This is a genomic window from Ruegeria sp. N10, assembly GCF_056531545.1.
In genome coordinates this window covers 1-21,134 of the sequence record NZ_JBQFLY010000019.1, presented here as the reverse complement: position 1 = coordinate 21,134, position 21,134 = coordinate 1, and the positions used below count along the sequence as shown (strand labels likewise).

Here is a 21,134-nt window from a genome sequence, read left to right as displayed (position 1 = left end):
TTATCGCAGCGCGCCTTTCGCTTTCAACGCAGCCTGTTTTTCCGGATTGATCCACCACAAATCCAGATAACCCAGCGAATAGGGCGGCAGGTTTTCCGGGTATTCGTACATATCGTAATATGCTGTCCAGTATTCTGCGATGTACCCCACGGGGATTACGAAAAACTCGTACCGCAAGGCGCGATCCAAAGCCATTAACGCCGTGTCCTGATCGGCCTGATTGTCCGTTTCAAAGGACGCCTCGATGATCGCGTCGACCAAGGGGCTGGCCAGACCTGCCGGATTGAACAGGCTAAAAGCCGCTTCTTCCGATCCGTACATCTGGCTCAGACCGCCCCCGGTAGACAAAAACGACCCGTAGCGCGTGGAATAGACCATGTCATAATCCCGCTCGCGGCTGCGCAACGTGTATTGCGCCGGGTCAACTTTCTCGGTCGAGGCATCCACCCCGATGGATTGCAGGTTTTGGACATAGGTTTCGATCATCGTTGCGGTCGAGGTCGGCAGGTTTGAAGGATATGGAATATTCACCTTCAAAGTCTGCCCTTCGGTATTGCGGCGGATATTGCCTTCGCCGACGGTCCAGCCTGCCTCGTCCAATAACCTGGCAGCTTTGCGCAGGTTTTGTCGGTCATTCAGGCGTGCAGGGTTTGATTCGTGCGCCACTACAGCGGGTTCCGTCAGGACATCTTCGGGAACGACGTCGCCCAACGCCTGCAGGAACGCCAGCTCAGCCCCTTCGGGCAGGCCTTGCGCCTCGATCGGGGTTCCTTGCGTGAAAGAATTCCGCGGCGTGTTCAGGCCGAACAACAATGACTCGTTCGTCCATTCGAAATTGAAGGCCAAGGCCAGGCCCTTGCGGACATTCTTGTCGGCGAATTGCGGTTTTCCAAGGTTGAAGACAAAGCCCGAAGGTGTCGGCGGGCTGCCATCTGCGATCTCATCCCGAATAACGGTGCCTTCATCCAGCTTCGGGAAATCATACCCGGTCGCCCAAAGCTTGGGATCACTTTCAATCCGAAATGTATATTCACCCGCCTTGAAACCTTCGAACGCTGCCGTCTGATCGGCGAAATACTCGACCCGAATTGTATCGAAGTTGTTGCGTCCGACATTGAAAGGCAGGTCCTTGCCCCAATAATCGTCCCGGCGTTTGTAAACGATGCGGCGATTGATGTCGTAGCTGTCGAGCTTGTAGGGGCCAGAGCCCACCGCCACTTCCAGCCGTGGTTCATCCAGGCGCCGTGTCTCATCTGCCTCGAACCATGCTTTTGAGAAAACAGGAGTTGAGCCGACGGTTTCGATCAGGCTGCGGCGAGTGACTTCGGGATTGAATGTAAATTTTACTGTATGGTCATCCAACGCCTCGGCTCCTGTCACCATACGGCCAACGGCCTGCGCGTAAGATGGCAGGCCCTGTTCGATGAACAAACGGTGGCTGTAGACAACATCTTCCGCCGTGACAGGCGTGCCATCCCAAAAAGTTGCTTCGGGGCGCAAATGGAAAATGACGTAATTGCGCCCTTCGTCATATTCCAGACTTTCCGCAACTACGCCGTAATACTGCCCGACACTGTCTTCGGCACTTTCAAACAGACGGTCATATTGCAATGTGGTCAGCGCACCGGCACGCCCCTTTCGCGAATAGGGGTTGAGGGAATCGAACGTTCCCGAAGCTGCCAGCGAAAGCTCGCCGCCTTTGGGGGCGTCGGGATTCACATAATTCAGATGCGCATAGTCCGCCGGGTAATCCAGATTTCCGAAATACGAATACCCGTGGCTGCGGGTGACACCCTCATCCAGCGCCTGGGCTGTATGCGGAGCAATCAGCGCGGCACAGAGCCCCAATATGCCAACCCATGGCCTTACCTCGAGATCACGTGCAGCAGGCATCAGGGATTTCATGTGGCTCATCCTCTCGGTCATTGTCACCGTCAATGTCGTAACCGCTAGCTAAAGTGCCAGCACGTGCAGATACAAGTTTAGAATGCGTGAGCACTTTGTGAAGGTTTCTTCAGACAAAAAAGCCGCTGCGTTGCGGCAGCGGCTTTGAATGGTTCTGATCGCTCAGGCAATCAGTTGCCGATTGTCTGCAGATAGGCAATCACGTCGGCGCGATCCTGCGGCTTTTTCAGGCCGGCAAAGCTCATCGAAGTGCCCGAGATATAATTGCCGGGCTTGGTCAGGAAGGCATCCAGCGCTTCGGGTGTCCAGTTGCCGCCATGCGCCTGCATACCGGCCGAGTACCCGGTGAAACCGTGGGCCGAGGCGACCGGGCGATTAACCACACCGTACAGGTAGGGGCCGGTGCCGTTTGCGCCGTCTTCCAGCTTGTGGCACGCGGTGCATTTGCGGAACACTTTTGCGCCGCTCTCGATGTCTGCGGCGGCCAGCAGGTCTTCAAAGACCACTTCTTCACCGTCGGCGCTTTCGCCCGAGCTTTCGGTTTCGATAATGTAGGCGGCCTCAGCCGAGCCATGGCCACCGGAAGAATAGAGGACATCTGCCCCCCACTTGGCCAGAAGCAGCACCAGGAATGTGCCGAACAGGCCTGCGGCGGCCTTGGTTACTGTCATCGTGTCGAACATTGATCGCGAGTCCATTTCAGCTGTCTGGGCAGCTGTCTAAGGCTTCCCCTTGCGAGAGGCAAGGTATAGACACCGCGACGAAACGACCAAATCGCGAACTTGTTGCATGGAATCGACCAAATGACCAATCGCATTGCCTTTCAGGGGGAACCCGGCGCCTACAGTCACGAGGCCTGCCGCAACGCTCGGCCAGATATGGAAGCCCTGCCCTGCCGCACTTTCGAGGATGTGATCGAATCGGTCCGCTCGGGTGCTGCGGATCTGGCAATGCTTCCGGTCGAGAACACGACCTATGGGCGGGTGGCCGATATTCACCGGCTGTTACCTCACAGCGGGCTGCATATCATCGATGAGGCCTTTGTCCGGGTTCATATCAACCTTCTTGCCGTACCGGGTGCAAAACTGGAAGACATCACCGAGGCGCATTCGCATCTGGTACTGCTGCCGCAATGCGCGGGCTTTCTGAAGGAACACGGCATTCGCGGCCGCGTCAGCCCCGATAACGCCCGCGCCGCCCGCGAAGTGGCTGAGGAAGGCAATCCGCATTCAGCCGCGCTGGCCAGCGAGCTGGCCGCTGAGATCTATAACCTGAACGTTCTGGCCCGCCATATCGAGGATAATGACGACAACACGACCCGCTTTCTTGTCATGTCGCGCGAAACGGATTTGTCCCGCCGGGGCGATCATGGAATGATCACCAGCTTTGTGTTTCAGGTCCGCAACATCCCTGCCGCGCTTTACAAAGCGATGGGCGGGTTTGCTACCAATGGGATCAACATGACCAAGCTGGAAAGCTATATGGTCGACGGCTCCTTCACCGCGACGCAGTTTTACGCGGATATTGTCGGGCATCCCGAAGACCGCAACGTGCAGCTGGCCATGGACGAGCTTGAGCATTTCACGACCAATGTCGAGGTTCTGGGCGTCTATCCGGCAGCACATCCGCGCGGATAATCTCGGTTCGCGACGGCATTCCTTTGGGCTTGATGCGTTGTTGCCCGTTTTTTCGAAGCTGTTTGGCAATGCCGGTGGCCTGTTCACTCTTCGCGCCGCTGCGCCTAGAATCGTCGCTCTCTAGCGGTTAATCCGGTAGACCTTTGACACAGACCCATCTTGTGTGCGGTACGTCCGGAAATCCATGGCTTCGTAATAGGCCAGACCTTCAGTATTGCCTGCGCCAATTGTTGCATCGATAGCAGGGAGACCCTGCGCTAGGGCCGCGTCCAGAGTGTGCGCGAAAAGTGCGCGCCCGATCCCAAGCCGGGCGGCTGATGGTCGGATATGGGTTCCAATCACGCCCCACCCGACTGACACGCCGTAAGGGTTGTTTTCGACCGCATATTTCAGGGATTGGAACCCAAGCACGTGACCATTCGGGTCCGTGGCGATTGTACACCGCAATTGATCCGGGTGGCGAACATAGTGCCTTAGGGCAAAATCGACATCGTGGGCTTTGCGCCGCTTGCCAACCAAGACCAGATCGTGAAGAACGCCAGCGACCCCTTCGGCATCGCTTTCGGATGCGGGTTTGAAACTCAGGTGGTCCGGGCCCATCGCACCTGCCGTGCGATCTTGTGTCTTACCCGCCATGCAGGTGCCTTTGCTCCAACTCGCGTGCGAATTCGCTGAGACGCACCTGGAACTGTTTGCGAAATCTGGATTGCCCCAGCTTCATGGATTGCAACAGCAACCGTGCCGGCAGGGACCTGGCGGCGAGTGACATTTCAACGCTCAGGCGTGTCCGGCGCGGGGACAGGGCCAGAAAATCCACGGTCGTGAACCCGGTAATGCCCTTGCTGGCAGCGTCAAATCGCATTTGCGAAGGCCTGTCGAAATCTGTCATAACCACTGACATCTGACGCGGCTTTCCGCGCAGTTTGAACTCCGTATTCCACTCGGTTCCGGCAGTCACCGCTGCGCCACCGCCCAAACGGCGCACATCGATGCCGCGGCGCATTGCCATACGCTCGAACCGTTCGAAATCCGACACCATGTCGAATACCGATTGGATGGGGGCTTCGATATCTTCGCGCGCTGAAAACTGCATACTGACCTTTGCTGTCGTAATTACTGAGCCAATGTTTCCTCAGTCCAGAGTATCTGCAAGCCAGTTCTGAAGCAGAAAATGAGCGACTGCCCCCTTGCGCGCTGGCAATAGCCTAGGATGATCGCCTGCAAAGGCCTGCATCATTTCGGATTTGCTGACCCACATCGCCTCTTCTATTTCGACCGGATCGATCACGATGTCGCGTGACAACGCCTCACCTGCACACCCAAACATCAATGAGGCCGGAAACGGCCAGGGCTGGCTGGACAGGTACGAAACCGCACCCACCGGCACGCCCGCCTCTTCCATCACTTCGCGGCGCACTGCTGCCTCAAGCGTTTCGCCGGGCTCAACAAATCCCGCCAGCAAGGAGAACATCCCGTCAGGCCAGCCCGGAGACCGGCCCATCAGCACGCTGTCACCATGCGTGATCAACATGATCACAACCGGATCGGTGCGCGGAAAGTGCTGCCCGCCACAGGATGGGCAACTGCGCTGCCATCCCCCTTGCGACACCTCGCTGGCGGCACCGCATCGTGCGCAATAGCGATGTGTTTCATGCCAGCCGATTATTGCCTTAGACGTGGCCGCCAGTTCCGCGTCGCGTGCCGACAGCCGTGTCATGATCCGGCGCAGTTCGGCAAACACGTGGCCTTGCGGTAAATCCGGGTGTTGTTGTTCGGACTTGTCCACGAAGGCGCCCAGACTGGTCAGATCCAGCCCCTCGGCTGCCCATGCGGAAATATCAACGGCAAACACGGGGGCGCTGTCAGCGCTCAGACCCAAAAACACCGGGGATTCAATGACGCCACCGGGACCACTGCTGATCAGCGGATGCGTCATCGGGATCATGGCAAGCTGGTCCAGCCCCTCACCCTGTACCAGCAGCTTTCCACGCCACAGCAAGACACAGCGGGCGGCCGGGTTGTGCATCGCCTCGGCCAGCTTGTCCGCATCTCCGCGATACTGCGCCGCCCGATCAAGGCCCGAACCCCCGAAGGTTACCTGCTCTGCGTTTTTCATTGGATTTCCTTTTGGTCTTGCGCACAGGGCTGCCACGTCTCGGCCCGTGTTGCAATGGCTATTCAGGGATAGAAAATCCACCTCCCTGCCGCTGAAAAGCCGCATGGTGGCCTCGGAAAAATCATTTAGAGTGAATTTTGATGGATTTAATCAATACCCACATTCAATAGCAGAATACTCAAAGTGAAGATCCCCTCCTCGACGCAGGTACAGCCCATTGGTGACATTGGGAAAATTCGCATTCTGGCCACAACCGACCTGCATATGAACCTGACCGGTTTTGACTATTACACCGACACGCCAGACCAGACGGTTGGATTGACGCGCACCGCCAGCCTGATCCGCGCTGCCCGGCAAGAGGCCGAACGCGCGCTGGTGCTGATGTTTGACAACGGGGATTCGTTGCAGGGAACCCCAATGGGCGATTGGGCCGCCAAAAGTGGCACTGCCCATCCGATGATGACGGCGTTCGAAGCCCTGGGTTATGACGCGATCGGGCTGGGCAACCATGATTTCGGGTTCGGGCTGGCGACATTGGGCAACATCCTGACGCAAGCCCCCTGCCCAGTTATTTGTAGCAACCTGTATCGCACGCGCGGACCTCAGCCCTGGCAGCGGCACATCGTTTTGGACCGCACCGTGTCTTTGAACGGTGAAGACATTCCCGTTCGCATCGGCATCTTCTCGGTTCTTCCGCCGCAAACGGCCTGTTGGGAGGCGCATAATCTGGATGACGATATCGTCGTCGAGGATATCCTGCTTGCGGCTAAATCCCGGACGCAGACATTGCGCGACGAGGGTTGTGATATCATCGTGGCGCTTGCCCATTCCGGCCTTGGGGGCAGCGAGCCGGTAGCGGGGATGGAAAACGCCGTGATACCCTTGGCCGCGATCAAAGGCATCGATGCCGTTGTGGCCGGGCACACCCACCTGACACTTCCAGGAGAGAGCCACGCCAATACCCCGATGGTCGATCACCTGACGGGGCTGGTACATGGGACGCCCGTTGTCATGCCGGGATCAGCGGGCTCTTACCTGGGGGTTATCGATTTGGCCGTGACCGCCGGGCCGGACGGCAAAGTGCGAATCCGGGATAGCCGCGTCGAACTGCGCCCGGTTATCAGCAACGGCACAGCCGTCGGGGAAGACCGTGAAATTGCGGGTCTGTGTGAGGTGGCGCATCCTATGACCCGTCAATCCGTTGCGGCACCGGTGGCACATATCCCGGATACATTGCACAGCTATTTCAGTTGCTGTGCGCCGGATCGCGGGCTGAACCTTGTAGCTGCGGCGCAAGCCGCCGCACTGCGCCCGCTTTTGCAGGGAACAGACCTGGCGGATCTGCCGATTCTGTCGGTTGTTTCGCCTGCCAAATCCGGCGGGCGCTCAGGCCCCCGCCATTATACCGAGGTACCCGCCGGAGAAATATGTTTGCGCCATGTCGCAGATCTGCATGTGTTTCCCAACGAGCTGCGCGCAATCCGGATCAGCGGTGCGCATCTGCTGGACTGGTTGGAGATGTCGGCCAGCGTATTCAACCAGTTAAAGCCCGGTTCCGAGCCCGAACTGATCAACCCTGAACGGGCCGGGTACAATTTCGACATCGTGTTTGGACTGTCTTATCAGATCGACCCTACTCAGCCGCCTCGATACGATGCGCAGGGGAAAATGATCCATCCAGACCACAGGCGGATCAGCGATCTGACATATGCAGGCCGCCCCGTACGACCGGAGCAGATGTTCGTTATGGCGCTGAACAATTACCGCGCCAGCGGAGGCGGGCATTTCCCGCATGCGACAACGTCTGAGTTCATCAGCCTGCCACCGCTGAGCATCAAGGACCTTGTGCGGGATTACCTGGCGCAGCACCTTCCGCCCGATCCGATCGTCACGCAGCCCTACCCGTTCTCGCTGATACCGCAGCGGGGCGTGACAACAATTCTTCGCACAGGTCCGGGCGCCCCGAAATATTTGGATGAGTTGCGCAGGTTCGATCCCGTGTTGCTGGGCTCGGATGGCAGGGGATTTGAACGCATCCGCCTGACGCTCTGACGGGTTGTCTTTTCCCGTTGCCTTCCCTATATCCGGACTCGAGAGGTTGGCGCGGGCGAGCGCCTCGCCAACCTGGTCAGGTCCGGAAGGAAGCAGCCACAACGAGCCCCGCTTGGGTCGATGTCCAACCTCTCACTTCGTGAACCACAGCCACAGGAGGGCTTTATGATTGTAGTGAAAACCCTTCGGGCAGACTGGTTCTGATTCACCGGAATCACCGGACTGCCTGAACACACGACCTGCGGATGCGCGCATGCCATCCGTTGGCATTGCTGTTTCTGAAAACAGGCAGATAAATGTCTTATACGCTTTCGGACCTGGGATGGTCCTCTTACTTTGCCGCGCAGCATGCGGTTTTTCCTTCTGACACGCCCTTTCGTATCGCATCGGTACATCGGGACCGTCTGATCGGGCTGAGCCCGGATGGTGATATCCCTTTGCTGACACCGGATAATCCGACCGGTTCATATGCCGTTGGGGATTGGGTCCTTGCCGACGCCGAAAACCGCGTGCGTCACATTCTGGACCGGCGCAGCCTGCTGCAACGCAGGGCTGCCGGTACAGGTGCCGCAACACAACTGATTGCAGCCAATGTCGATGTGTTGTTCATCGTCAGCTCGTGCAACGCCGATTTCAACCTGCCCCGGCTGGAACGTTATCTGGCGCTGGCACATCAGGCCGGATGTTATCCTGTCGTTGTCCTGACGAAAGCTGACCAGTCGGATGACCCCGGCAGTTTCTCGGGACAAGTGCAATCTCTGGACCCTTTTTTGTCGGTACTGGCGATCAATGCGCTGGACCCGGCAGATATCGAAAAGGTTCTGGCATGGTGCCCCAAAGGCCAGACCGGCGCGCTGGTCGGGTCGTCGGGCGTGGGTAAAACGACGCTCAGCAACGCCATGACGGATCAAAACCTCGCCACCTCTGGAATTCGCGAAGACGACGCACGGGGCAGGCACACGACAACGGTGCGCGCGTTGCACCGGATGGGTAACGGTGGCTGGCTGATCGACACGCCGGGAATGCGCGCATTGCGTTTGCTGGACGCTCAGAACGGAATCGACAACGTGTTCTCGGACATCACAGAGCTTGGCCAAAGCTGCCGCTTTTCGGATTGTCAGCACGAGACCGAGCCCGGCTGTGCCGTGCAGAACGCAATCGGCAAAGGCGTTCTTGATCCGGCGCGGCTGGACCGTTGGCGCAAGCTGCGGCGCGAAGATCAACGAAACTCGGAAACCGTTGCGCAATCGCGGGCGCGGGACAAGGCGTTCGGCAAGATGGTCCGCGGTGTCATGCAGGACAAGAAGCTTCGCAAACGGCCATAGCTGCAAGGTGTTATGGAAAACCTGCGTCGCGTCTGATCAGGCGATCAGGCGCGGCCAGACCGCTGCATTGCGCCGGGCAAATGCGCCTATGTGACCAATCTCCGGCAGCCCAAATTCGGCAGGCTTCAGAAGGTAGCGTCTGGCCCCGGGGCCATACAGATCGGCAAGGCGCCAAACCGCCTCGGGCGGAACCATCTGGTCGTCTTCGAACGTGAACAGATCCACAGGTGTTCCAGAACTGCCCCAATGCGCATCAGGCAAATTCTGCCCGATCTCGGGAACGTAGCTAAGAGGAGCTGTGCACCATTTGCGCCATTGCCAGTATACCGAGGCTGGCAGGTCCGAGCCAAACCCGATTGCTTTGCCAGGCAGATAGCCAAGCACCCGCACCATCAGCGGTGCATGGCCATACCAGAACAGCCCCGCCAACCCCCGATAGGGCCATGGGTGATCTTTCAAAGTCACCAGCCCCGAACACACACAGATCATACGGTCGATCTGATTGATATCCGGCTGCACCGGCCCCAGCATCGCACCGACCGAATGACCAATGGTCCAGTGCTGCGCCTTTGGAAACCGCCTGCGCATCTCGGCCCGTGCCGCAGGCATATCGATCAACGCCCAATCCGCCATTGTTGCACGCGCGTCTTTCAGGCGGCCGACCAACGAAAGCCCGTAGTCCCGATAGTCATAGGTCAGGCAAGCCATCCCCCGCTTGGTAGTCAGCCATCGCGCAAAATGGCGATAATAGTCACGCGGCACACCTGTAGCACTGTTCAGCACAACAACGGTTTCCGGCTCACCCACAGGCCGGTACAACCGCGCCGACAAGGTCACGGACCCTGACGGAAAGCTGAAATCTTCGATCAACACCGTCTGTTCCGTATCCAACATGATCCCCGGCTTTCACTGAAACAATCGGTTTGCCTGCCTTCAATGCCGACGACACTAGGCCGGAACATAATCCGCATCCAGCATGACCAAACGTCCGGCCTAAAGATCGGCTTGACTCGGAACGCGATCAGACGCTAGCGGTTGTGTGATGGTTTCCGGCCCCTACAAGAGGTCGGGATGAAAAGGGAACACGGTGCGGTTTGTCTGGTCACACAGACATCAACCAAGTCCGCGACTGCCCCCGCAACTGTAAGCGGTAAGCAATGCCGAAATACCACTGGCCTATGGGCTGGGAAGGTCGGCAGAGCAATGACCCGCAAGTCAGGAGACCTGCCATCGGAACTGAAACCGAAACTCGGGCGGGGTGTCCGGGCAGGTCCTGACGGCGAAATGCTGTCCCACCTGCCCCAATATTCCAGCCCACCACGCGCGGAGGGCGCAGGATGATCTGGAAGACAAAATCACACGAATACAGCGCAACGGTGTGCCAGCGGACAGGGAAAACCTGCCCGGCTTTGGCGCGACTGGCCCGCTCGATTTCGGAAGCCATGGCGCAGGCGGTTTCGGCCACCAGCGAGGATTTCGAATTTGAAGGCAGCAGCGCGCTGTCACATTGCGCAGAAGGGTGCATGGCAACGATCAGAGCGCGATCCGGCAGCGTTCGCATTTTCTGTGGAACACACCCTGACACGGCAACTCGGGATCTGGATGCCTATGCTGATTTGATCTTTGGACCTACATTCAGCACGCTGCCCTCGGGCACCATCGCGAACCTGCCTTGCGCCATGATCGAGGTTTCGACGATCCGCCCCCAAAAAACCGGCTACGCGCCACAGCAGCTTTCAGCTTGATCCCACTTCCACCTGTGCCGGGGTGATCCGGGACGCCCAGGCCAGCTGCGCATCGGTTTCGACAGCGCAGGGGCGCACGGCCCGCAAGCGGTCCAGTGCGTCGCTGGCGCGTTCACCGCATTCAACCATCAGTCGCAGAACAATCATCCCGGATCTGCCACACCCCCCACGGCAGTGTACAAGGACCCGGCCACCGCCCGACAGTGCGTGTCGGGCCGTGGCGCTGACCTCTGGCCAGGCCTTCCGAACCGCTTGCGTCGGTGCTCCAAAATCTTCGATCGGCAGGTGAACCCACCGGCTGGCCCGGCTTTGGATGTCACTGCCAAAGTGCTGCGCGCCATCCTGAAGCATTTCGACATCCGTCGTCATTGAAATCACAAGGCCTGGTTTCCACGCCGCAATCGTATCCAGATCGGTGGCGTAATCCCCGCCACGCCCTGGCATTGAAGTAAGGGCAAGCGTTCCGCCTCCGACCTGCAGAGCAAAAATGACCAGCTGCGACATGAAGTGCGTCCTCCCCCAAGGTACTCTTTACAAAATGAGTCATTAAATCCGCTGGTCCAGTTTAGTTGGAAACCAGTCCGTTTCTGAAACAAAAAATCATCTCGCCCCACAGTGGACGCGGACTGCCGCCGCCACTACGCTGTGCCGAAGCACCGAATCCGAGCGAGTAGACATGACAGACACGCCCAGCCCCGCCTATCAGGTTCTCGCCCGCAAATACCGCCCGGAAACCTTTGCCGACCTGGTGGGTCAAGATGCTATGGTGCGCACCCTAAAAAACGCTTTTGAGGCCGACCGGATTGCGCAGGCCTTTATCATGACCGGCATTCGCGGAACGGGAAAAACCACCACGGCGCGGATCATCGCCAAGGGCATGAACTGCATTGGACCGGATGGAACCGGAGGGCCGACAACAGAGCCTTGCGGTCAGTGCGAGCATTGCGTCGCAATCATGGAAGGTCGCCATGTCGATGTGATGGAAATGGATGCGGCCAGCCGTACCGGCGTCAACGATATCCGCGAGATCATCGACAGTGTCCGCTATCGCGCCGCCAGCGCGCGCTACAAGATCTACATCATCGACGAGGTTCACATGCTCTCGACCAGCGCATTCAACGCGCTGCTCAAGACGCTCGAGGAACCGCCCGCACATGTGAAATTCATCTTCGCGACCACCGAGATTCGCAAAGTGCCGGTCACGGTTCTGTCGCGGTGTCAGCGCTTTGACCTGCGCCGGATTGAGCCCGAAGACATGATCGGTCTGCTGCGCAAGATCGCCGGGGCCGAGGGCGCGCAGATTGCCGACGACGCACTGGCGCTGATCACCCGCGCTGCAGAAGGGTCGGCCCGCGACGCGACCTCATTGCTCGATCAGGCAATCTCGCACGGGGCCGGTGAGACGACGGCAGATCAGGTCCGTGCGATGCTGGGTCTGGCCGATCGTGGACGGGTTCTGGACCTGATGGACATGATCCTGCGCGGTGACGCGGCAGGGGCGCTCACTGAACTGAGCGGTCAATATGCGGAAGGCGCAGACCCTCTGGCCGTGCTGCGCGATCTGGCCGAAATCACGCATTGGGTGTCCGTCGTAAAGATCACACCTGACGCGGCCCAGGACCCGACGGTTTCCCCCGACGAACGCACACGGGGCCAGCACATGGCCGAGGCCTTGCCGATGCGGGTTCTGACCCGGATGTGGCAAATGCTGCTGAAGGCGCTGGAGGAAGTCTCTGCCGCGCCCAACGCGATGATGGCCGCCGAAATGGCTGTTATCCGGCTGACGCATGTCGCTGATTTGCCCAGCCCCGAAGAACTGATCAAACGGCTGCAAGACACCCCACCTCCGCCTCCCGGCGGGCCGGGCGGAGGCATGTCAATGTCGCGACAGGCCCCGGTGGCAACGCAATCCAACGCGACCCCGCCGCCTGCTTATACATCGCCCCCGCGCGGAGCGGGTGGCGCACCGGTTGCCGCACTGTCGCAGGATGCACAGACGGCCCTGGCCCGCTATCCAACCTTCGGGCATGTGGTGGAACTGATCCGCACAAACCGCGATGTGAAACTGCTTGTCGAGGTGGAAAGCGGCGTGCGCCTTGTGTCGTACCAGCCCGGCCGGATCGAATTCACCCCGACACCTCAGGCACCGTCGGATCTGGCGTCGCGATTGGGCTCTGCCCTGCAACGCTGGACCGGCAATCGATGGGCCGTCTCCATTGTCTCGGACGGGGATGCCGCGACCATCGCGGAAGTGCGGGACCGGGCCGAGCTGGCCCTGAAAGCCGAGGCCGAAGAACACCCGCTGGTTCAGGCCGTGCTGACGCAATTCCCCAAGGCAAAGATCATTAGGATCGAAACACCTGAACAGCGCGCCGCCAAGGTTGAGACCGAGGCCCTTCCCGAAGTCGAAGATGAATGGGACCCCTTCGAAGAGGATTAGCCCTAAGCTTGTGGGTCCAAGTTTCAAGAAACCGGCATACTCACGCCCCTCCACGATACAACTGAGGGTGGGAATGCAGGCGCATGACTGATCGGTCGGCGACGCTCTGATCTGGACAGGCGGGAGACCTCTTGTGCCGCCTGCCTGCGGTCCGTATTTAGAACCAAACAGAAACACAGGAGACGACTGATGCTGAAAGGACTCGGCGGGCTTGGCGGACTGGGCGACATGGCCAAGATGATGAAATCCGCACAAGACCTGCAAACCAAGATGACCGAAATGCAGGAAGAGCTGAACAACATGATGGTTGTCGGCGAATCCGGTGCGGGGCTGGTCAAGGCAACGGCCACAGCCAAGGGTGAACTCAAGGGGCTGGACATCGATCCGTCGATCTTCAACGGCGACGACAAGGAAGTGGTCGAAGACCTGATCCTGGCCGCCATCAAGGACGCTCAGGCCAAAGCTGCCGAACGTTCACAGGAAGAGATGGGCAAGCTGACCGAAAGCATGGGCCTGCCGAAGGACATCAAGCTACCGTTCTGAGCTTCATCTTTTCCCAAATACTCCCGCCGGAGGCTCCCTCCGGCGCAAAGCAGGGCAGGCCATGGGCACGAACAGCGAAATCGACAATCTGATCGACCTGATGGCCAAACTGCCGGGGTTGGGCCCGCGCTCGGCCCGCCGTGCGGTGCTGCATCTGATCCGCAAACGCGCTCTGCTTCTGACGCCCCTGTCAGACGCCATGCAGCAAGTGGCCATCACCGCTCGCGAATGCCTGAATTGCGGCAACGTGGGCACCACCGATATCTGCGATATCTGCAATAGCGAGGCCCGAGCGAACGGCGAACTCTGCGTGGTTGAGGACGTCGCCGACCTCTGGGCGATGGAGCGGTCAGGCGTCTTCAAAGGCCGCTATCACGTGCTGGGTGGCACACTGTCTGCACTGGACGGCATCGGCCCGGACGAGCTGCGTATTCCCCGCCTCAGGGATCGGGTTCTGGCCGAAGGGATCACCGAAGTGATACTTGCCCTGAACGCCACTGTCGACGGCCAGACCACCGCCCATTACATCGCGGACCAGCTGGAAGGTCAGGTGCGCCTGACCTCACTGGCGCAAGGCGTGCCCATCGGCGGAGAGTTGGATTATCTGGATGATGGGACGATTACGGCGGCGCTCAGGGCGCGCAAGGAAATGTAGCCTAACGAAGGATGATATACCAGCTGCACGAGTCTGTCACCTGGCTGTCATTTGTAAGCTTATTCAGGGTTAACTGCTTCAAAAAAGTTTAACTTTGCGGGAATACCAACGCCCTCCGGATTCTCGAATACCCTGAATTTTTCCATAACGGCTTCTTGTATTGCCGCGACATCCGCATCCGTTCCACAATACTTTTTTAGAATTCGCGCTGCTGGTCCTATGTTGGAAGCCAAATCAGAAACTTTCTTGAGCGGTCCTTGATGTTTTAGTGTGATCGCCGAAACCTCTCCTTTCACATTTCTGAACCCTGCTTTTTTCAACACATCGACAACGTAGTCGATATCCTGAAAACCCAGAGGTCCCGGTGCGTTGGGATCAGCAGGATCAGGTGGCCCCAAACGTGAAACTGCCGCTTTGCATGGAGCATCGAACCAAGGGTTTATTGCCATTGGAGCCCAAGCCGCTGCAATCAAACGCCCCTGTGCCCGCATGTGTTTTCGTATATTGGCAAACGCAGCGTTCGGATCGGAAAAGAACATGACGCCAAAGCGCGAAATCACAAGATCGAATGGCGCGCTTGGGATCGCACCTTGTTGCGCGTCCATCAAAAAATACCTTGATTTTACGGGAAGCTTACCAGCTTTCTCTTGAGCGTGCTCTAACAGCGGTTTGGAAATATCCAACGCCGTCAGTGTTCCATTTGGGGTCAGCTTTTTCGCAAAAGCACGGCTCGTGGCGCCGGTTCCGCAACCAACATCAAGTACATCCGCATCATGGATATCACCCGCTCGCCGGATGAGTTCTTGGTCCACCGCTTCAAAAACAGCGTCCAGTTCTTCTTCGAACCTGATCCACTGAAGTCCCGGAGCTGAACTCCAGTAATCCGCCTGCGCTTTGTTGGCAGTCATAGCGTTTCTCACATTCTTGAACGCAATCACTGTAGCATAGTTGCCGCGCAAAACTGTCGTACTTTGAAACTGCTGAAGCATCTGGACCAGGTTTCAGAGAATACTGTTTGCCTGAAACAGAGTTACAGTTAGATACAGCCAACCACGTTTTTTAGATGGGAGTGCTTAACTTGACCCGCCTTCTCGCCTTTACCTTCGCCGCCTTCACCGCAACCGCTGCCCTGTCGCAGGAGCTGGTCGACAAGGGCTTTGTCGAAGGCTGGAACATCATGATGGACCCCGCGCTTGGGAACGGGTGTCTGATCCAGACGGTCTATCAGGACCTCTCGGTCGTGCGGCTGGGCTATGACGCATTGGATAATCGCGGGTACTTCGCCGTTTACAACAAGGCCTGGGGCAATATTGAACAGGGTAAAAGCTATCCCATCCGGTTCGAACTGGACGGCAAGAGCTTTGATGCCACCGCTATCGGGTTCAATGAACGCAAAGTGCCCGGTGCGACGGTTTTTTTCACCGACCGGAATTTCGTCACCGCGATTGCCCAGAACAAGACGATGACGGTTTACAATCCCGCAGGCGAGGTGGTGATGGCGATTAATCTGAAAGGCACCGCCAAGGCGCTGGACTATGCGCGGGACTGCCAGAACAAAAAACTTTAACGAATCGGATCGAACAGCGCGTCCTTGGCGGTGCAGTCGCGAATTACATCGCGGCCGCATGGCACCGGATCAAGGTCGCGCGACAGGCATAGGCGGACCTCTTCGATATAGCCCTGTTTGCAGGTGACCGTGATCATATCGCGCTCCAGTTCCGGATTGGCTTTCAAAAACGCATCCTCGACCACCGAAGCCGGCAGTTTGACGGATGCGTCCAGCTTGCGGAAGACCTGCGGGCGTTCGACAGCGTCATAGGCACGCCGGGACAGGGCGAAATAGTCGGGCGCAGATAGCCCCGAACAGGTGCCGTGTTTCTTCCACTGATGCCATGCAAGGCCCGCACTACCCTGAATATCTTCCATTTCCCGCGTCATGCGGCGTGTTGGCGGCGCCTCGGGCGAGCGGCAGAAGGATGGCCAGCCCTGATGAAATTGCGGCCAGAGCCCGTGCAGGATCCATCCGTGGTCGTGCCGGTCGTCACATTGGTCTGACCCGCGCGCGTCCCCTTCACGGGCGCACCAGTTGGGCGACCAGCTGAGAGACAGGACGTAATAGTCGAACTCACCTGCTTTTTCACCTTCGGCCAGCGCTGTCATCGCGCTGAAGACACACAATACGACCCAGCGCATTCGCCTCTTCCCTTCTTGCTGCGTGGCGACTATATACGGGCCAAGTTCCCCGACAACGGAAACCTGCCCCAAGACCAAGGGGCCGCCGAATTCCGGCGACGGGAAAGATGTATGTATAGGAGACGGGCTGATGGCAAAACCGCTTATGGCCAAGGCAACCGCCGTATGGCTGGTGGACAACACCACGATCAGCTTCAAGCAGATCGCGGATTTCGTAGGGATGCACGAACTGGAAGTGCAGGGCATCGCCGATGGCGATGTGGCCGCAGGCGTAAAGGGCTTTGACCCGATCGCAAACAACCAGCTGACTCAGGATGAGATCGACGCCGCGCAGAACAACCCGCTGCACAAGCTGAAGCTCAAGTTCAACCCGGCGGCATCCGGCGAAGAAAAGCGCCGTGGCCCGCGGTATACCCCGCTGTCCAAGCGTCAGGACCGTCCGAACTCGATCCTGTGGCTGGTCAAGTTCCACCCCGAACTCAGCGACGGCCAGATCGCCAAGCTGGTTGGCACCACCAAGCCGACCATCCAGTCGATCCGCGAGCGCACGCACTGGAACATCTCAAACATGCAGCCGATCGACCCGGTTGCGTTGGGCCTGTGCAAACAGTCCGAACTGGATGCGATCGTGCAGAAGGCCGCTGCCAAGAAAGCGGCCGAAGGCGGCGTGATGAGCGATGACGAGCGTCGCAAGCTGGTTTCGACCGAGCAGTCGCTGGAAATGGACGCTGCGCCGAAAATCCCGACCGCGATCGAAGGTCTGGAAACCTTCTCGCTGTCCGATGATCGGTCGGATGAAAAAGACGACGAGCCTATCATCGACGCCGACAGTTTCTTCAACCTGCCCAAAGGCGGGGCGGATGATGAAGACGAGGATGATCCTCGTCTGTAACAGACAATCAGCCCCGGTCGGAACGGCTGGGGCTTTTTTGACGGACTTGTCATGCTGAGCATTCTTTCTGCGATTTTCGGCCCGCACCGCGCCGTAACGATCTACGCCTTTCTCAGGACATGGGGGCTGGGTCTGGCGGGTGGTGTTGTCATGATCGCCATCGTCACCACCTTGTTTCTGCTGGGGGACGAAGGCGAACACGAACACGAGGCTTTCCTGATCGTACCGGTTCTGTCCGCAACCCCGGTGAACGGGGACCTGAAGAACGGCGTCGTAGCCTCGGTTCGCCTGCCCGATGGATCGGCCACGTCGATTACGTCGACCGAGTCGCAGATTTCACAAACCGTTGGAACGACGGCCTGCGTGGAAAAACGCATTTACGTCAAAAGCGGCGAAGCCCGGTATCGGTTCAAACTGCCCCGTCTCTGCGAATCCGGTTGATCGAGATATCCAACGAAAAAGCCGCCCGATGCTGACACCGGGCGGCTTTTTCGTTCATACCACCTGAAAGATGATGCCTGCGATTATTGCGCCCCCCACACCAAGGCTCAGGTAAGTCGCAAACACGCGCGGTTTGACCAATGACCAGACTGCGGCCATCGCCGGTATGGAACTGACGGCACCGGCAACCATGAACGACATCGCAGCCCCCGCGGTCATGCCCTGATCGATCAGACCCGCCAGCAGCGGCGGCGCGACGTAAGAGTTCAGATAGGCCGGCATCCCCACCAGAGAAGCAACGATGATCGGCAGCACGCCTTCTCCGCCAACGACGCCAGCGATCAGGTCCGCAGGCACATAGTTGACCAACAAAGCTTCGAGCACATAGGCCAGTGCCAGCCACTTCAGCAGGAACAGCCCGTTGTGTACGAATTCCGAACGAAACCGAACGCGACGCTCGGGCTCTTGCCAGAACTTCCAGACCGGCTTGTCATCCGCTTTCGGACCACATCCGCAACACCCGGCAGGTTTGTATTCGCGCAAGGGCTGGGCAAATGCCCCCTGCCGCATCAGTAACCGAACCGCGAACCCGCCGAACAGGCCAAGCGCAACGGCGGCAACCGTCTTACCGATGGCAAAGGGCCATCCCAGCGCGGCAGCCGTAATCAAAAGCGTCGGCGGGTCGATCAATGGCGAGCTGAGCCAGAACGCCATCACGGCCGACAGCGGCGCTCCGAGTGCAAGCAAGCCCGCAATAAAGGGAATGACTTCGCAAGAACAAAACGGTGCGAGGCCGCCGAACAGGGCGGCCAGAAAGATCATCCGGGTCTCGCGCCCTTCAAAGGCGCGCGCCACCATCACCTCGGCCCCGGTTGCCTTGAGATATGACAACAGAAGCACGGCAAACAGGATGTATTGTCCTGTATGCGCCAAGGCCCTGACTGCAAAACTCGCAACCTCACGCAGGTTGCCGGGGTCGAGAACGGCCACCGCCACAAGAATGACGGCGATCAATGCCCAGGGCGTCTTGATCATCTCCATCGCACCTTTTGCGGTCAGTCGGGGGGATTGCGTCAATTCAGCCATCGTTGGCCGCCTTTCCAACCGCGTCAGCGCAGCATTCGCTAAGAATGAACTGCGCCAGCGTCTTCAATTCGTCATAACAGGCCCGGTTGATCGTGGTGCGACCTATCTTTTCCTGTTCAACCACACCTCCGGCTGCAAGAAACCGCAGATGGTGCGCCAAAGTCGACGGGGCAATCCCCGTCCGGTTCTGGATTTCGCCAACGGTCAGACCGGCCTCACCTGCCCGCACCAGTGTCTTGAGGACTTTCAGCCGGGCTTCCGAGCCCATTGCGGAAAATCCGGCAGCAGCAGTTTCCCACATGAGTTGCCTCCATTAAACTAGATTTCTAGTTTTGTAGTTTCACAAAGGACCCTGGTCAACCCACCTTGGGAAAATTTTCCATGACGCTGTAAGTCCAGATTGCCCCTGCCTTAAGTCCAGCCTATAAGCAGGCATGGGGATATCGGTCGAAACATTCTTTCTTGAGCTTAACGGTCAGGGCACGTTGCAGGCCCAGATCCAGCAGATGATTGCCGAGGGCATTCTGTCCGGTCGCTTTCATGTCGGGGAAAAACTGCCATCCTCGCGAAAGCTGGCCGCACATCTGGGTGTCAGCCGCATCACGGTGACGCTGGCCTATACCGAGTTGCTGGCAAATGATTATCTGACAGCAAAGGGCCGGTCAGGGTATTACGTCTCGCAAAACGCGCCGGTTCCGCCCAAATACTCGCCCGTGCAGCGCGGCACGGAATCTGTCGACTGGGACAAGGCACTGGCACGCCGCTTTCTGGACAGCGACGTCCTGCCGAAACCCAGCAACTGGCGCGAATACCGCTATCCGTTCATCTACGGCCAGGCCGACCGGACCTTGTTTGACCACGCCAACTGGAGATTATGCGCGGTTCGCGCCTTGGGGCACAAAGACTTCGATTCGCTGACAGGGGATTACGTGGATCAGGATGATCCGTTGCTGATCGAATTCATCGCGCGCCACACCCTGCCGCGCCGTGGTATCGTCGCCCGCCCCGAAGAGATCTTGATCACCCTGGGCGCGCAGAACGCGCTTTGGCTGGCCTCACGCATTTTGCTGACCCACAATCGCACGGCCGTAATCGAAGATCCCTGCTACTACGCGCTGCGAAGTCTTTTGAACCACTGGGATTGCGCTGTGACGCCCCTGAGCGTCGATCGCGACGGCTTGCCACCCGAAGCGATCCCCGACGAAGCGGATGTCATCTTTACCACCCCCAGCCATCAAAGCCCGACAACCGCGACGATGCCGATCGACCGCCGCAACAAGCTGCTGGATCGGGCACGCGATCTGGATGCAATGGTTGTCGAGGACGACTATGAATTCGAAATGGCCTTTCGCAGCGCACCTTCGCCTGCACTCAAGTCAATGGATCGGGATGGGCGCGTGATTTACGTGGGCAGTTTTTCCAAGTCGCTGTTTCCGGGATTGCGGCTTGGATACATGGTCGGGTCCGAACCTTTCATCCGCGAAGCACGTGCGCTTCGCTCGTTGGTCCTGCGCCACCCGCCGGGTCATATTCAACGCACGGCAGCGTATTTTCTGTCATTGGGCCATTACGACGCGCAGATCCGACGTATGTCGAAAGCCCTGCAAGAGCGGCGCGATGCGATGGACAAAGCCATCGAGGAAAGCGGGCTGACAGTGGCCGGGCGGGGTGTCATGGGCGGCTCATCAATGTGGATGGCGGCCCCTGAGCACGTCAACACAACGCAACTTGCGCTAAAGCTGCAGAACCAGAGTGTTCATATCGAACCGGGAGCTCCGTTTTTCTCGGGGCCCGACAGGCCACAGAACTTCTACCGCCTCGGGTACTCTTCTATTTCGACCAACCGCATAGCCCCCGGTGTCGAACTTATCGCCGATGCCATCCGGGCTGCCTGAGGTCGCACTGGACATATTCCGCAGACGCGTCTGGCCCTAACGCAGGTCGCACCCTTACGCCAAAACCATATCAACCCCCGGGCCCCGGTGCCCGGTTTCCTCACTCTTGCTTGGAGAGCACCCCTATGAAGATGACGACGGAAGAGGCCTTTGTTAAGGTTTTGCAGATGCATGGAATTGAGCATGCGTTTGGGATCATTGGCTCGGCG

At 58.5% G+C, this 21,134-nt stretch carries 22 protein-coding genes, 1 other RNA gene and 1 riboswitch; of the genes, 12 read left to right on the top strand and 11 right to left on the bottom strand.

What is annotated here, in order from left to right:
- Positions 1–1,905, bottom strand: a complete 1,905-nt coding sequence (locus ACR0JI_RS18835) for an extracellular solute-binding protein (protein WP_480495964.1) — start codon at positions 1,903–1,905, stop codon at positions 1–3.
- Between the two features lie 170 nt (positions 1,906–2,075).
- A complete protein-coding gene (locus ACR0JI_RS18830) occupies positions 2,076–2,588 on the bottom strand; it encodes a c-type cytochrome (protein WP_480495984.1) in 513 nt (170 codons plus the stop codon).
- A 120-nt stretch (positions 2,589–2,708) separates the two neighbouring features.
- Between ACR0JI_RS18830 and ACR0JI_RS18825 the strand changes: the two genes are divergently transcribed.
- Positions 2,709–3,542 carry a prephenate dehydratase gene (locus tag ACR0JI_RS18825; protein ID WP_480495966.1) on the top strand — a complete coding sequence of 278 codons (834 nt, stop codon included), beginning with the start codon at positions 2,709–2,711 and terminating at the stop codon, positions 3,540–3,542.
- 120 nt (positions 3,543–3,662) lie between these two features.
- On the opposite strand, the gene ACR0JI_RS18820 is transcribed toward ACR0JI_RS18825, so the two are convergent.
- From ACR0JI_RS18820 to nudC, 3 genes are read right to left on the bottom strand one after another with little or no spacing between them, the layout of a single operon-like run.
- Positions 3,663–4,178 carry an N-acetyltransferase family protein gene (locus ACR0JI_RS18820; protein WP_480495968.1) on the bottom strand — a complete coding sequence of 172 codons (516 nt, stop codon included), beginning with the start codon at positions 4,176–4,178 and terminating at the stop codon, positions 3,663–3,665.
- The gene (locus ACR0JI_RS18815) at positions 4,168–4,635 is read right to left on the bottom strand and encodes an SRPBCC family protein (protein ID WP_480495970.1); all 468 of its coding nucleotides are present in this window, start codon (positions 4,633–4,635) and stop codon (positions 4,168–4,170) included. Before ACR0JI_RS18815 ends, ACR0JI_RS18820 begins: the two co-directional genes overlap by 11 nt.
- Before the next feature lie 39 nt (positions 4,636–4,674).
- Positions 4,675–5,658, bottom strand: a complete 984-nt coding sequence (nudC, locus tag ACR0JI_RS18810) for an NAD(+) diphosphatase (RefSeq protein ID WP_480495972.1) — start codon at positions 5,656–5,658, stop codon at positions 4,675–4,677.
- Between the two features lie 183 nt (positions 5,659–5,841).
- Here nudC and ACR0JI_RS18805 point away from each other — a divergent pair, with 183 nt between their 5' ends.
- The 3 genes from ACR0JI_RS18805 (at position 5,842) to rsgA (ending at position 9,035) form a co-directional block, all read left to right on the top strand.
- Complete coding sequence (locus tag ACR0JI_RS18805) at positions 5,842–7,710, top strand: bifunctional 2',3'-cyclic-nucleotide 2'-phosphodiesterase/3'-nucleotidase (protein WP_480495974.1); 1,869 nt, start codon at positions 5,842–5,844, stop codon at positions 7,708–7,710.
- 39 nt (positions 7,711–7,749) lie between these two features.
- Positions 7,750–7,848: signal recognition particle sRNA small type (gene ffs / locus ACR0JI_RS18800), an RNA gene on the top strand.
- Between the two features lie 158 nt (positions 7,849–8,006).
- Positions 8,007–9,035, top strand: a complete 1,029-nt coding sequence (gene rsgA / locus ACR0JI_RS18795) for a ribosome small subunit-dependent GTPase A (protein ID WP_480474094.1) — start codon at positions 8,007–8,009, stop codon at positions 9,033–9,035.
- A gap of 36 nt (positions 9,036–9,071) precedes the next feature.
- Here the strand turns inward: rsgA and ACR0JI_RS18790 are convergent, their stop codons facing one another.
- Positions 9,072–9,929, bottom strand: coding sequence for an alpha/beta hydrolase family protein (locus ACR0JI_RS18790; protein ID WP_480474095.1), 858 nt, complete (start codon positions 9,927–9,929; stop codon positions 9,072–9,074).
- Positions 9,930–10,062: 133 nt separating this feature from the next.
- A riboswitch (cobalamin riboswitch) is annotated at positions 10,063–10,281 on the top strand.
- A gap of 91 nt (positions 10,282–10,372) precedes the next feature.
- Here ACR0JI_RS18790 and ACR0JI_RS18785 point away from each other — a divergent pair.
- Entirely contained in the window at positions 10,373–10,780 is a 408-nt protein-coding gene (locus ACR0JI_RS18785) for a hypothetical protein (protein ID WP_480474096.1), read from the top strand.
- On the opposite strand, the gene ACR0JI_RS18780 is transcribed toward ACR0JI_RS18785, so the two are convergent.
- The gene (locus tag ACR0JI_RS18780; protein ID WP_480474097.1) at positions 10,772–11,284 is read right to left on the bottom strand and encodes a protein-tyrosine phosphatase family protein; all 513 of its coding nucleotides are present in this window, start codon (positions 11,282–11,284) and stop codon (positions 10,772–10,774) included. The genes ACR0JI_RS18785 and ACR0JI_RS18780 overlap by 9 nt on opposite strands.
- Before the next feature lie 172 nt (positions 11,285–11,456).
- Between ACR0JI_RS18780 and ACR0JI_RS18775 the strand changes: the two genes are divergently transcribed.
- The 3 genes from ACR0JI_RS18775 (at position 11,457) to recR (ending at position 14,418) form a co-directional block, all read left to right on the top strand.
- Positions 11,457–13,220, top strand: a complete 1,764-nt coding sequence (locus tag ACR0JI_RS18775) for a DNA polymerase III subunit gamma/tau (protein ID WP_480495976.1) — start codon at positions 11,457–11,459, stop codon at positions 13,218–13,220.
- A 189-nt stretch (positions 13,221–13,409) separates the two neighbouring features.
- Positions 13,410–13,763 carry a YbaB/EbfC family nucleoid-associated protein gene (locus tag ACR0JI_RS18770; RefSeq protein ID WP_209507712.1) on the top strand — a complete coding sequence of 118 codons (354 nt, stop codon included), beginning with the start codon at positions 13,410–13,412 and terminating at the stop codon, positions 13,761–13,763.
- A 61-nt stretch (positions 13,764–13,824) separates the two neighbouring features.
- Positions 13,825–14,418 (top strand): recombination mediator RecR, encoded by a 594-nt coding sequence (recR, locus tag ACR0JI_RS18765; protein ID WP_480474099.1) that lies wholly within the window; start codon positions 13,825–13,827, stop codon positions 14,416–14,418.
- A 59-nt stretch (positions 14,419–14,477) separates the two neighbouring features.
- Here recR and ACR0JI_RS18760 read toward each other — a convergent pair whose 3' ends face one another.
- Positions 14,478–15,407 (bottom strand): class I SAM-dependent methyltransferase, encoded by a 930-nt coding sequence (locus ACR0JI_RS18760; RefSeq protein WP_480474100.1) that lies wholly within the window; start codon positions 15,405–15,407, stop codon positions 14,478–14,480.
- Between the two features lie 89 nt (positions 15,408–15,496).
- Between ACR0JI_RS18760 and ACR0JI_RS18755 the strand changes: the two genes are divergently transcribed.
- Positions 15,497–15,985 (top strand): hypothetical protein, encoded by a 489-nt coding sequence (locus ACR0JI_RS18755; protein WP_480612248.1) that lies wholly within the window; start codon positions 15,497–15,499, stop codon positions 15,983–15,985.
- On the opposite strand, the gene ACR0JI_RS18750 is transcribed toward ACR0JI_RS18755, so the two are convergent.
- Positions 15,982–16,611 (bottom strand): ribonuclease T2 family protein, encoded by a 630-nt coding sequence (locus ACR0JI_RS18750; protein WP_480495978.1) that lies wholly within the window; start codon positions 16,609–16,611, stop codon positions 15,982–15,984. The two genes, ACR0JI_RS18755 and ACR0JI_RS18750, sit on opposite strands and share 4 nt — an antisense overlap.
- Positions 16,612–16,741: 130 nt before the next feature.
- Here ACR0JI_RS18750 and ACR0JI_RS18745 point away from each other — a divergent pair, with 130 nt between their 5' ends.
- Positions 16,742–17,503, top strand: coding sequence for a DUF1013 domain-containing protein (locus tag ACR0JI_RS18745; RefSeq protein WP_480484669.1), 762 nt, complete (start codon positions 16,742–16,744; stop codon positions 17,501–17,503).
- A gap of 51 nt (positions 17,504–17,554) precedes the next feature.
- Positions 17,555–17,944 carry a hypothetical protein gene (locus ACR0JI_RS18740; RefSeq protein ID WP_267363610.1) on the top strand — a complete coding sequence of 130 codons (390 nt, stop codon included), beginning with the start codon at positions 17,555–17,557 and terminating at the stop codon, positions 17,942–17,944.
- Positions 17,945–17,998: 54 nt separating this feature from the next.
- Here ACR0JI_RS18740 and ACR0JI_RS18735 read toward each other — a convergent pair whose 3' ends face one another.
- Both ACR0JI_RS18735 and ACR0JI_RS18730 read right to left on the bottom strand, forming a co-directional pair.
- Positions 17,999–19,030, bottom strand: coding sequence for a permease (locus ACR0JI_RS18735; RefSeq protein WP_480495980.1), 1,032 nt, complete (start codon positions 19,028–19,030; stop codon positions 17,999–18,001).
- A complete protein-coding gene (locus tag ACR0JI_RS18730) occupies positions 19,023–19,331 on the bottom strand; it encodes an ArsR/SmtB family transcription factor (protein ID WP_209507696.1) in 309 nt (102 codons plus the stop codon). The genes ACR0JI_RS18735 and ACR0JI_RS18730 overlap by 8 nt, the downstream gene beginning before the upstream one ends.
- Before the next feature lie 133 nt (positions 19,332–19,464).
- On the opposite strand from ACR0JI_RS18730, the gene pdxR reads away from it, so the two are divergent.
- On the top strand, positions 19,465–20,925 hold the full coding sequence (gene pdxR / locus ACR0JI_RS18725) for a MocR-like pyridoxine biosynthesis transcription factor PdxR (RefSeq protein ID WP_480495982.1): 1,461 nt from the start codon (positions 19,465–19,467) through the stop codon (positions 20,923–20,925).
- Positions 20,926–21,134 lie beyond the last annotated feature (209 nt).